Consider the following 12,854-nt stretch of genomic DNA (forward strand, 5'->3'; position numbering starts at 1 on the left):
TTTAAATTTGATGTTGTTTTTTCCAAGCTTCAATCGCCCATTTGTGACTTCCACGTTTTAAGTTAGTAATAGCTTCATCGATTGGGAACCAAGCTAGGTGATTGAAGTTCTCGAGAGGTTTTTGAATTTCTTGATAAGAAGTAGCTTCATAGAGATAAGCTGGATTGTAGTAGTAGGTGTCACGATGGCTAGAGTAGAAGTATTCATCCGCTTGGCCATAGTAGGTGCCAATTTCAGCAGAAAATCCTAATTCTTCAATCAATTCTCGTTTGAGAGCTTCGAGATGGTTTTCGCCTTCTTCAATTTCACCTCCTGGTAAGAACCATGCACCATTTGGAGCTTGTACGAGGATAATCTTTTCATGATTTGCATCCGGTATGACTGCATAAACGCCATATCTATTTTTGTAGGTAACTCCCTCTTTTTTTTCTCCAAATGTTGGATTTGCCATAAAGTTCTCCTTCGTGAGTGCGCTTTCTTTCTATAATAGTAAAGAATGTTCTTACTGTCAAGTAAGAACATTCTTTTGTATGTGAGGAACTAGTCGTCTGACTCAACTGTTTCTATTTTATTTTTTGGCTTAATCAGGATTTTCCCCTTACTTGTCATGACTGCCTTGAGCTCTTTTTCGCTTGGATTTTCAAGGTAATAGTCCGTAATGGCATCTTCGATATAGTCCTGAATCGTACGACGTAGTGGACGAGCTCCCATTTTTGGATCGTAGCCAAGGTCTACAAGTTTTTCTTTAACCTTATCTGTAACATCGAGATGGATGTTATTGCTTGAGAGTCGTTTATTTACATCATCTAGCATGAGGTCAACTATTTGAAGGAGATTTTCCTTGCTGAGAGCCTTGAATTCGATAATACCATCGAAGCGGTTCATGAACTCAGGGCTAAAGAAATTGCCTAATTCTCCAAGGACGGAGTTGGTACGACCTTCTCTAGCAGCACCAAATCCAACACTAGCTTCAGCTTTGCCTGTACCTGCATTTGAGGTCATGATAATGATGGCATCCTTAAAGCTAACAGTTCGCCCTTGACCGTCCGTTAAGCGCCCGTCATCTAAGACCTGAAGGAACAGGTGCATGACATCAGGATGGGCTTTTTCTACTTCGTCTAGTAGAATAAGTGAGTAGGGGTTGCGACGGATTTTTTCAGTCAGTTGTCCCGCTTCATCATATCCGACATATCCTGGAGGGGCACCGACGAGTTTAGCTACGCTATGTTTTTCCATGTATTCGCTCATATCAAAGCGAATCATGCTATCAGCAGAACCAAAAAGCTCAATAGCCAGTTGTTTAGAAAGTTCTGTTTTACCAACACCAGTAGGACCAACAAAGAGGAAGCTACCGATAGGACGGTTTGGAGTTCCAAGGCCAACACGGTTGCGGCGGATAGCCTTAGCAATCTTATCAACTGCATCATCTTGGCCAATAACATGAGCCTTGAGGTCGTCTGCTAGATTGATCAGTTGAGACTGCTCTTTTTCTTTCAAATCACCAACTGGAATATTAGTCTTTTGCTCAATAATGTGTTCAATCGTCTTTTCGCTGATAATCGGGGTATCCTGATCCGTTACTTTTGTCTTTTGCATTTCTTTATATTTAGCAATCTGGTCACGGAAGTAGGCTGCTTTCTCAAAATCTTCATCTCGAGTTGCTTGGGCCTTGAGATTTTCTGCTTCGATTAAGCGTTGGTCGATTACCTTAGGATCCACAAAATTCAAGGTTAAGTTCATTTTAGAACCAGCTTCATCTAGGAGGTCAATTGCCTTGTCTGGCAAGAAACGATCTTGAATGTAGCGGTTAGAAAGAGTCGCAGCGGCTTCGATAGCAGCGTCTGTATATTGAACGTGGTGGTAATCTTCGTATTTTTTTTGAATACCTTTAAGAATAATAATGGTTTCTTCAACTGTCGGTTCATCAACCTTAACAGGTTGCATCCGGCGTTCAAGGGCAGCGTCTTTTTCAATGATGCGGTACTCATTGAGGGTAGTAGCACCCACTAACTGAAGTTCGCCACGAGAAAGGGCAGGTTTCAGAATATTTCCTGCATCCATATTACCGTCTCCAGCAGAACCAGCACCGACAATCTCGTGAATTTCATCGATAAAGAGGATGACATCTTTGCGCTGACGAATTTCTTCCATGAGTTTCTGCATGCGCTCTTCAAACTGTCCACGAATTCCTGTGCCTTGGACAAGACTTACGACGTCTAGGCGAATGACTTCTTTCCCTTGCAGTTTATGGGGAACGTCACCGTCAACTATTTTCTGAGCGAGGCCCTCGACAACGGCTGTCTTACCAACACCGGGCTCACCGATAAGGACAGGATTGTTTTTGGTTCTACGGTTAAGAATTTCAATGACACGGATGATTTCTTCGTCACGACCGATAACAGGGTCGACATTTCCACGACGAGCAATCTCAGTTATATTGATACCGTACTCTTCCAAGAGTCCTTTTTCTTGACTAGGAGGAGGTGTTTGAGCGGGCCCGCGATTTTGGGAACCATAACCACCATTGCCACCATATCCACCACCTGATTGAGTTGGAGGAACATTGTTATTTGAAGAAGGTCTAAAGTTATTTAGATCGTTAAAGAAGTCTCCAAAGGGATCAAAATCACGGTTGTTTAAATCTGTAATTCCTTTAAATAAGCTATTGTTAGGATCTGTTTTGATAATTTTGTAGCAATTTTGACAAAGGTCAATTTGCTTTTGTTGTCCATTAAGATTGGTGTAAAGATGGATCGTTGAGTCATTGATTTTACAATTTTGACAGAGCATACCTCTACCTCGTTTCTTTCTTGACTTTGACTAAAAAAGAAAGGTCAAAAATAGTCAAAGTTCTTTAGTTTCATTATATCATGATTGAAGGGGAAAGCAAGCAAAAAGATTAAGTCTTAGAAGTCAATATTAAAGACTTTAGTAGATGAAATATAGCATAAAAAGAAAAATCCCATTTGTCAGACAAAAAGGATTTTCCTGGGTCAAAGCAGGAGTATTCTCCAGCCTCTATAAAACGATTAGTATAAAAGTTCGTAGATTTCCATCGCAATCAAGTCGATGCTATCAAATGTATAAGTTTCACGAGCTTCAACATCACGAAGTGTAAAGAGTGGTCCGTTTTCTTCGTCGTGGTTAAATGCAACCTCTGCGACAACAACTCCTTCGCGTTCAAAGTTACGTTTTAAGTTACCACCATCTTTTGTCATTGCTTCTAAGCGATTGATGATTCTAACCAAATGTGATTCCATTTTGATTCTCCTCCATTTCTTATCTTTACTATTTTACCATAAACAGACTCTACTTGACTAGAAAAAACATAGATTTCTCGCCATTTCCCTCGTCTTTGAAAATTTATTGAAATTATCAGGTAAGGATGTTGCATTTTTATGCAAAATATGTTATCCTTATACAAGTTTTGAGTTTAAATTAAATATAGAAAGTAGAGCATCCATGAATTTTTCTTTTTTACCGAAATACCTGCCATATTTTAACTACGGTGCCATTGTTACCATTATCATTTCTATTTTAGTGGTCTTTTTAGGGACCATTCTAGGAGTGCTATTGGCCTTTGCACAACGTTCAAAGATGAAGCCACTTGCTTGGTTTGCCAATCTTTATATCTGGATCTTCCGTGGGACACCGATGATGGTGCAGATTATGATTGCATTTGCGCTGATGCATATTAGTGCTCCAACTATTCAAATTGGGATTTTAGATGTTGATCTTACTCGTTTGATTCCAGGAATTTTGATTATTTCGATGAATAGTGGTGCCTATGTATCAGAAACCGTTCGTGCTGGGATTAATGCAGTACCAAAGGGCCAATTAGAAGCTGCTTATTCACTAGGGATTCGTCCGAAAAACGCCATGCGCTATGTCATCCTCCCACAAGCTATTCGAAATATTTTACCAGCCTTGGGGAATGAGTTTATTACCATTATCAAAGATAGCTCGCTCTTGTCAGCAATCGGAGTGATGGAGTTGTGGAATGGGGCTACTACAGTATCAACAACCACTTACCTACCTTTGACTCCGCTTTTATTTGCAGCCTTTTACTACTTGATTATGACATCAATCTTAACACTGGCCTTGAAAGCTTTTGAAAATCGTATGGGACAAGGAGATAAGAAATAATGACTGAAACACTTATAAAAATTGAAAACCTTCATAAAAGCTTTGGAAAGAATGAAGTTCTAAAAGGAATCGATCTTGAAATCAAAAAAGGAGAAGTAGTAGTCATTATCGGACCTTCTGGTAGCGGTAAGTCAACCCTTCTTCGTTCGATGAATCTCCTCGAAGAAGCTACAAAAGGAAAGGTTATCTTTGAAGGTGTCGACATTACGGATAAGAAAAATGACCTCTTTGCCATGCGTGAAAAGATGGGAATGGTTTTCCAACAATTCAATCTCTTCCCCAATATGACAGTGATAGAAAACATCACGCTTTCTCCTATTAAGACCAAAGGCGAAAGTAAGGAAGTTGCTGAGAAGAGAGCGCATGAGCTATTGGAAAAGGTTGGTTTACCTGATAAGGCAGATGCCTATCCACAAAGCTTGTCGGGCGGTCAACAACAGCGTATCGCTATTGCGCGAGGTCTTGCTATGGAACCAGATGTCTTGCTCTTTGATGAACCGACTTCTGCCCTAGACCCTGAAATGGTAGGAGAAGTACTAACAGTTATGCAAGAACTTGCTCATTCAGGAATGACCATGGTTATTGTAACGCATGAAATGGGCTTTGCTCGTGAAGTAGCAGACCGTGTCATCTTTATGGCTGATGGTGTTGTTGTCGAAGACGGAACCCCAGAGCAGATTTTTGAACAAACCCAAGAACAAAGAACCAAGGACTTTTTGAGTAAGGTTTTGTAAGACTAGAGTCAATTAGAAAAGCTCCAAATGGAGCTTTTTCTTATAGTTTCAGACTATAAGGTCTATTAGAAAAGAAGTGTTAGAATGCAGATGGATTTTTTGTTATAATAGAGAATATTTGTTAGAAAAGAGAAAAGACATGACACAGATGATTGATGGGAAGGCCTTGGCAGCCAAGTTACAAGCTCAATTGGCTGAAAAAACGGCTAAACTAAAAGAAGAGACAGGCTTGGTACCTGGCTTAGTCGTTATTTTAGTTGGAGAAAATCCTGCCAGCCAAGTCTACGTTCGCAACAAGGAACGTTCAGCTATCGCAGCAGGTTTCCGAAGTGAAGTAGTGCGAGTTCCTGAAACCATTACCCAAGAAGAATTGTTGGAGTTGATTGCCAACTACAATCAAGATCCAGCTTGGCACGGGATTTTAGTACAGCTACCATTGCCAAAACATATCGATGAAGAAGCTGTTTTATTGGCTATTGACCCTGAGAAGGATGTGGATGGTTTTCATCCGCTCAACATGGGACGCCTTTGGTCTGGTCACCCAGTTATGATTCCTTCAACTCCTGCAGGAATTATGGAAATGTTTCATGAATATGGGATTGATTTAGAAGGTAAAAATGCGGTTGTCATTGGTCGTTCCAATATTGTTGGGAAGCCTATGGCGCAGTTATTGTTGGCTAAAAATGCAACTGTAACCTTGACCCACTCTCGCACCCACAATTTAGCCCAAGTAGCTTCTAAAGCTGATATTCTGGTAGTAGCAATTGGCCGTGCTAAGTTTGTGACTGCTGATTTTGTGAAGCCTGGAGCAGTTGTTATCGATGTGGGAATGAACCGAGATGAAAATGGCAAGCTCTGTGGAGATGTTGATTACGATGCTGTTGCATCAATCGCTAGCCATATCACACCTGTCCCTGGTGGAGTTGGACCGATGACCATTACCATGCTGATGGAACAAACTTATCAGGCTGCTTTACGTTCACTGGATAAAGATTAACCTCTAGTACAATCATTCATAAATTTTTAAAAAGCAAGTTCTAATGAACTTGCTTTTCTTTGGCTCTATTTCTAATAAAATTCTAGTAAAACTTCTACAAATTATTGAAAAAACTCTACTATTTTGATATATTAAAAGTATCAATATGTATATGCAAAAATAAGTAAGCGTCTAGAGGGAGGTTTATTTTTTGAGAAAAAATGTAATCGCTTACTAAAAGTTAGAAAGGAACCATAATGGATAAGAGATTTTTTGAAAAACGCTGTCATTTTAGTATTCGTAAATTTGCAATTGGTGCGGCTTCGGTTATGATTGGAGCTAGTATCTTTGGTCTTCAGGTAGCCCAAGCTGCAGAAACTGAAACATCCAGTTCAAACGAAGAAGTCATTCATCAAGTTCAACCCTTAGATAAACTTCCAGATGATCTTGCTGCTGCCATTGCAAAAGCTGAGCAAAATGGCGCACAAGATTCCGCTACTGAAAAAGAAGAAAAGGATACGGATGAACCAGTAAAACCAGCAACTGAAGAAAAGGTGACTGAGGCAACAAGTCCTAAGGAAGAAAAGGAAGCAGAAGTAGTTAGTCCTAAGGTAGATAAATCTGAAAAACCTGCTGTCCAAGTGGATGGGAAAGAGGCTGTAGTTTCAGAAGCAAGTTCTGAAAATCCAGCAGTTCCAGAAGAACATACGGATACAACGAATCAGAACAAACCGGCAGCTGACCATAAGCCTAAGGAAGAAAAAACAGCGCCAACAGACTTACCTCAAGTTACCAAAGAGAAAGAAAAAGAAGACCAACTTTTACAGGAAAGAAAACAAAATTTTAACAAAGACTGGTATTTTAAATTAAATTCTCAGGGTGATTTCTCTAAGAAAGATGTGGATGTTCATGACTGGTCTAAGTTGAACCTTCCTCATGACTGGAGTATCTATTTTGATTTTGATCACAAATCTCCTGCTCGAAACGAGGGTGGCCAATTAAATGGTGGTACTGCCTGGTATCGTAAAACCTTTACTGTAGACGAAGCTGCCAAGGACAAAGACGTTCGTATTAATTTTGATGGAGTTTACATGGACTCCAAGGTCTATGTAAATGGTCAATTTGTCGGTCATTATCCAAGTGGTTACAATCATTTTTCATATGACATTACTGAATTTTTAAATAAAGATGGTAGTGAGAATACCATTGCTGTCCAAGTTACCAATAAGCAGCCAAGTAGTCGTTGGTACTCAGGTAGTGGTATCTATCGTGATGTGACGCTTAGCTATCGTGACAAGGTGCAAGTGGCTGAGAATGGCAATCACATTACAACTCCAAAATTGGCTGAACAAAAGGATGGCAATGTTGAAACACAAATTCAAAGCAAGATTAAAAACACTGCTAAGAATTTAGCCAAGGTATTTGTAGAGCAACAGATTTTTACCAAAGAAGGGAAGGCTGTTTCAGATTTGGTTCGTTCTGTAACCAAGAACCTAGCAGGAAATGAGACAGCTGACTTTAAGCAAACAATCTTAGTCAACAAGCCAACTCTCTGGACAACAAAAAGCTACCATCCTCAGCTCTATGTTCTGAAAACAAAGGTTTATAATGACGGTCAGCTAGTTGATGTAACAGAAGATACTTTTGGTTATCGTTATTTCAACTGGACAGCTAAAGAAGGTTTCTCTCTGAACGGTGAGAGAATGAAATTCCATGGGGTTAGTATCCACCATGATAACGGTGCCTTGGGAGCTGAAGAAAATTATAAGGCAACTTATCGTAAATTGAAACTCTTGAAGGATATGGGAGTTAACTCTATCCGTACGACTCACAATCCAGCAAGTCCACAGTTGCTTGATGCTGCGGCAAGTCTAGGACTTTTGGTGCAAGAAGAGGCCTTTGATACTTGGTATCGTGGTAAGAAAACTTATGACTATGGACGTTTCTTTGACCAAGATGCGACTCACCCAGAAGCTAAGAAGGGTGAAAAGTGGTCTGATTTTGATCTGAGAACCATGGTCGAACGAGATAAAAACAATCCTTCAATCATCATGTGGTCACTCGGTAATGAAGTGGATGAGGCTGATGGTGGAAAACGTTCACTAGAAACAGCTAAGCGTTTGAAAGCTGTCATCAAAGCTATTGATACAGAGCGCTATGTGACCATGGGTGAAAATAAATTCAGTCGTGCTTCTACGGGCTTGTTCTTAGAATTAGCAGCAATCATGGATGCTGTCGGTATGAACTATGGAGAGCGTTTTTACGATGCCGTTCGGAAGGCACATCCAGACTGGTTGATTTATGGTTCTGAGACTTCTTCAGCAACTCGAACACGTGATTCCTACTTTTATCCTGCTAAAAATCTCTATCACGATAATCGTCCAAATCGTCATTATGAACAATCCGACTATGGTAATGACCGTGTAGCCTGGGGTAGAACAGCTACTGAATCTTGGACCTTTGACCGTGATCGTGCTGGCTATGCGGGTCAGTTCATCTGGACTGGTTTCGACTATATCGGTGAGCCTACACCATGGCATAACCAAGATCATACACCAGTGAAAAGTTCTTACTTTGGTATTATTGATACGGCAGGATTGCCTAAGAATGATTTCTATCTCTACCGTAGTGAATGGTATAGTGCCAAAGAAAAACCAACTGTTCGCATCATGCCTCACTGGAATTGGACTGAAGAAACGCTCAAGGAACGTAATATGCTCATCAATGGCAAGGTTCCCGTTCGGACCTTCTCAAATGCCGCTAGCGTAGAATTACTTCTGAACAACAAATCTCTTGGTAAGAAAGAATTTGTTAAGAAAACAACTGAAGATGGCCGCCCTTATCACGAGGGAGCGAAACCAAGTGAATTGTATCTTGAGTGGTTGGTTGACTATAAACCAGGTACCCTAACAGCTATTGCTCGTGATGAAAATGGCAAAGAAATTGCGCGTGATAGTGTAACAACAGCAGGTGAGCCAGCTAGAGTTCGTCTCACCAAGGAAGAACATGTCATCACTGCAGACGGAAAAGATTTATCATATATCCATTATGAAATCGTTGATGAAGATGGCAATGTCGTTCCAACTGCCAATAATCTGGTTCATTTCAATCTTCATGGGCAAGGACAAATCGTTGGTGTGGATAATGGCGAACAAGCTAGCCGTGAACGCTACAAAGCTCAGAAAGATGGCACATGGCAGAGAAAAGCCTTCAATGGTAAAGGTGTTGTCATTGTTAAATCTACTGAAAAAGAAGGGAAATTTACCCTGTATGCAGATTCTGCAGGTTTAGCTTCTGATCAAGCAACAGTCACAACTGTTTCCGGTAAAAAAGAAAACCGTCACTTTGTCGCTTTTGCCCCTGTTAAGGCAAGAACTGATGTCAGTGAAAATCCTAAATTACCAGAGACAGTGACAGCTATTTATAGCGATGGTAGTGTCGAAGAAAAAGCAGTAACTTGGAATATCCCAGATGATCTCCTTACGAGTGCTGGTGAGAAAAAAGTTCTTGGTAATGTTGAAGGACTCGAAGCTAAGGCTGAAGCCCTTGTCAAGGTAGTTGCGCTCGATAAGTGGTTGCCTAAGGTAGCAACAGTCCCAGTTGGTACAGCTGTGGAAGATTTGGACAAGACTGTTACGGCTGTTTTGTCAGACGGAAACTTAGTTGATGCAGATGTCGTTTCTTGGACCTTGAAAGATCCTTCTGCCTTGACAAAAGAAGGTGGACGTACGGAAGCAACTGGTAAATTAGTAGGTAATGACTACGAGGTGACAGCGACCTTTATTGCAAGTGACAAAGAGACAGAAAGTACTGTTACAGGTCTCACGGTTGGAGATAAGACTCTTGAAAACTTTGAACCTGGAAAGACCTACTACCGAGTGTCCCTTCCTTATACTGCTAAAATCCCAAGTGTTGGAGCACAGACAACCGGCTATCAGGTAACAGTTCAACAAGCTTCAGCAGCTAATGATTATCAGGCTTCTGTATTCTTGAGTGACCAGAAGGGCGATTTGGTTCAAACATATTTGATTCAATTCGTGAAAGAAGCTCCTGCCTTGACGCGCTTAGAAGTAAGTGTAGAAGGTAAAGAAAATGCAACAGAAGATCAAGTCCTCCCTTATCATGTCATTGGACATTACGAAGATGGGTCACAGACTGAATTTTCAGCATCAGATATCCATTTGGAAGCCAAATCAGCTGACGGTGGTCATCTGGAGGTGAATGATCAGAACTTGCTTCTTTACACAAAAGGTAGTGTAACGCTCACTCCTCGTATAGAACATCAAACAGAGAAGACACAATCTGTAGCCACTGTAGTGGTCATCAAAGAAAACAAAGTAGACAAGAAAATTGTCAAACTTCATCCTGTTTCTATCTCTACAGATATCAATCAGCAACCGAATTTGCCTAATCAAATCGGAGCAGAATTTGACAAAGGCTTGCCTCGTAAGGTAACTGTAACTTGGGATAAGGTGAATGGAAAAGAACTTGCTAGCTATCATAGCTTTACCCTTAAAGGTCATGTAGAAGGTACAGATATTGAAGCTACTGCAAACGTGACTGTTGAAGGTTTGCAGGTTGCAGAGGAAATCAGCCTCACTCTTCCTAAGGGTGAAACGGTTCAATTGCCAGCTAACGTTCGTGCCTACCACTCTAATGGAACAACGGTCTATAAAGATGTCGTTTGGGACAAGGTGCCAGCTAATTTTAGTCAAACTGAAGGCATCTTTGAAATCAAGGGTCAATTAGTGGGTAGTCGCTTGACTACCAAGGCTCATGTTCGTGTTTCCAGCCAGGTTGTTGAGGGAAATAACATCTCGAAACAATGGACAGGTTCCCAATTGCCAGCAGCTATCGTGTCCAATACTGGTGGAGATGATTCGGCAAATACCCTGAACGATTTGACCGTTTCAAGAGCCAATACAGATGTCAAAAATCGATGGACTACATGGCAAACAAATACAGATAATGATTGGGCATCTATCTTGTTTGGTAACTCAGGTGATTTGACAAAACGATTTGTCGATAATCTATCAGTTGATTTCTATACAGATGGTGCAATCGGACTTCCAAAAGAATATGTCATCGAATACTATGTTGGTCAAGAAATTCCAGATTTGCCAACGGATGTCAATCATGCTCAAGGAGATGTCAAGCATCCATTTAACAATGCTGCCAACTGGAAAGAAGTTGAACATCTCAAAGCCCCAGGACAGTTATCCGCAAGTCAAACCAACCACTTTACATTTGATAAGGTTGAGACCTATGCTGTTCGTATTCGCATGAAGAAGGCAAATGGAACGGCTGGTGTCGGTTTGACCGAAATTACCATCTTAGGAAATAAGGTTCCAGCGGCTTCAAGCTCAGAGATTTCTATTACAGTAGACGGTCAGAAGTTGAAACATTTCAATCCATCTAAGACAGACTACCATATTCCGCAAACTAGCAAAGAAATTACTGCCACAGCTAGCGATAATGGTGTGGTAACGATTGTTCCTGCTACAAGTCCAACAGGAGCAACACGTCTCATTTTGAAGGCAGAAGACGGAACCATCTTGAAAGAGTACCGCATCTTCCGTGATGGTGAAAAAGAATCTACACGACCAGTTGCTGCTGAAAATGGTGCCATGACCTTAAGTGTTGGTGATCAGCTCCAATTACCTACAGAAGCGACAGTCTACTATCCATCAGAAACAGATTGGAAAACAGATAAACTAGCTGTTGAATGGGATGCAGTCCCTGAACATGCGACAGACCAAGAAGGCACCTTTGAAGTGCTTGGTCATGTTCTAGGAACAGACTTGACAATGAAGATGCAAGTAACCGTTCTGGCAAGAGGAAATCAAGTCATCTCTGAGAATGCAAGCAATAACGCGACAGATTCTAAAGCTTTTGCCTCTACTACAAACGATACCGATGCCGCTTCTAATGATCGAATCTTCTATATCAACGATGGGCGATTTAATGAGGATGGTCGTTGGACTAACTGGTCCCGTACTCCAAAGGATCAAGAAGTGTCCGTAGGAGTTCTCTTTAAGAAGAATGGTCAGATTACACCTCAGTCTGTTGGGAAAGTAGCAATCCAATTCTTCAAAGACAGTGGAACAGATGCACCAGCAACAATGGTCCTCGAAAGATATGTTGGACCAACTTATTCTGAACCAAGCACCATTTCACGTTATGAAGAAAATGCAGACCATCCGTTTAACAAGGCAGAAAATTGGAAAGAAATTCCTTATAAGGCGTCTGGAGCAATCGTGGCTGGTAAGCCGATCGAATTTACCTTTGATCCGATTCAGACAACCGCTATTCGCGCACGGATGACTCGTAAATCCACAACCAATGGTCTTGCAATGGTTGAGTTTAGTGCCTATTCTCCAGCTAAAGTAAGTGATTCAGAAACACCAGCAGTGACGATTTCAGTTGCTGGAAAAGCATTGGAAAACTTTGACCCTGCTGTTTCAGAATATCGATTAACCGCTAATGGAGCGAAACCACAGGTGACTGTCCAAACAAGTGGTCATGGTGTAGCGACTGTCATTGAGTCAAATCAAGACAATCTACCAACCCTTGTTCGACTCCTTGCTAAGGATGGTAGTCTTGTGAAAGAATATCGCCTTCGCTTTGAGGCTGGTTCAGAGGCTAGTCATGCAGTGGATGATCAAGCTCTTGTCCTAGACCGTCCAAGTCTAGAAGTTGAGAAAACTGTCATTCCATTCAAGGAAATTATTCGTGAGAATAGTGACTTAGCAAAAGATGAACGTCGTATCGTCTCAGAAGGTCAAAATGGGGAAAAGGTAGACTTCATCGAAGTTTTAGGAACAAATCGTAAGGTTGTCCACACTGAAACAAGAGATGCAAAAGATCAAATTGTTGAAGTGGGAGTGAAAGCAGTTGTTACTAGTAGCAAAGGTGATGAACCAGCTCCAGTTCTTGAAGTTCCAGAGTATACGGACCCTATTGGAACTGTAGGTGAGGAGCCAGCCCCAGTAGTAGAA

General features: G+C 41.1%; 7 protein-coding genes. 4 read left to right on the forward strand and 3 right to left on the reverse strand.

All coding sequences use genetic code 11. The features are described 5' to 3' along the window. Position 1: 1 nt before the first annotated feature. The 3 genes from ACVC7R_RS05385 to ACVC7R_RS05395 form a co-directional block, all read right to left on the reverse strand. Positions 2–451 carry an NUDIX hydrolase gene (locus ACVC7R_RS05385; protein WP_447263866.1) on the reverse strand — a complete coding sequence of 150 codons (450 nt, stop codon included), beginning with the start codon at positions 449–451 and terminating at the stop codon, positions 2–4. 89 nt (positions 452–540) lie between these two features. After that, positions 541–2,790: an AAA family ATPase gene (locus ACVC7R_RS05390; protein WP_447263867.1), complete on the reverse strand. Its 2,250-nt coding sequence runs from the start codon at positions 2,788–2,790 to the stop codon at positions 541–543. Between the two features lie 239 nt (positions 2,791–3,029). Further along, entirely contained in the window at positions 3,030–3,260 is a 231-nt protein-coding gene (locus tag ACVC7R_RS05395; protein WP_004253825.1) for a DUF1797 family protein, read from the reverse strand. Positions 3,261–3,462: 202 nt separating this feature from the next. Between ACVC7R_RS05395 and ACVC7R_RS05400 the strand changes: the two genes are divergently transcribed. From ACVC7R_RS05400 to ACVC7R_RS05415, 4 genes are all read left to right on the forward strand, one after another. Next, on the forward strand, positions 3,463–4,146 hold the full coding sequence (locus ACVC7R_RS05400) for an amino acid ABC transporter permease (protein ID WP_447263868.1): 684 nt from the start codon (positions 3,463–3,465) through the stop codon (positions 4,144–4,146). Beyond that, complete coding sequence (locus ACVC7R_RS05405; protein WP_447263869.1) at positions 4,146–4,880, forward strand: amino acid ABC transporter ATP-binding protein; 735 nt, start codon at positions 4,146–4,148, stop codon at positions 4,878–4,880. Before ACVC7R_RS05400 ends, ACVC7R_RS05405 begins: the two co-directional genes overlap by 1 nt. A 139-nt stretch (positions 4,881–5,019) precedes the next feature. After that, entirely contained in the window at positions 5,020–5,877 is an 858-nt protein-coding gene (locus ACVC7R_RS05410) for a bifunctional methylenetetrahydrofolate dehydrogenase/methenyltetrahydrofolate cyclohydrolase (RefSeq protein ID WP_447263870.1), read from the forward strand. A 236-nt stretch (positions 5,878–6,113) separates the two neighbouring features. Then, a partial coding sequence (locus tag ACVC7R_RS05415) for an Ig-like domain-containing protein (protein WP_447263871.1) occupies positions 6,114–12,854 on the forward strand: 6,741 nt, incomplete at its 3' end.

The organism is Streptococcus sp. Z554, assembly GCF_053010305.1.

Excerpts from the sequence above, each read along its gene's own strand:
- ACVC7R_RS05385 (WP_447263866.1), bottom strand. The coding sequence starts at position 451 with ATGGCAAATCCAACATTTGGAGAAAAAAAAGAGGGAGTTACCTACAAA.
- ACVC7R_RS05390 (WP_447263867.1), bottom strand. The coding sequence starts at position 2,790 with ATGCTCTGTCAAAATTGTAAAATCAATGACTCAACGATCCATCTTTAC.
- ACVC7R_RS05395 (WP_004253825.1), bottom strand. The coding sequence starts at position 3,260 with ATGGAATCACATTTGGTTAGAATCATCAATCGCTTAGAAGCAATGACA.
- ACVC7R_RS05400 (WP_447263868.1), top strand. The coding sequence starts at position 3,463 with ATGAATTTTTCTTTTTTACCGAAATACCTGCCATATTTTAACTACGGT.
- ACVC7R_RS05405 (WP_447263869.1), top strand. The coding sequence starts at position 4,146 with ATGACTGAAACACTTATAAAAATTGAAAACCTTCATAAAAGCTTTGGA.
- ACVC7R_RS05410 (WP_447263870.1), top strand. The coding sequence starts at position 5,020 with ATGACACAGATGATTGATGGGAAGGCCTTGGCAGCCAAGTTACAAGCT.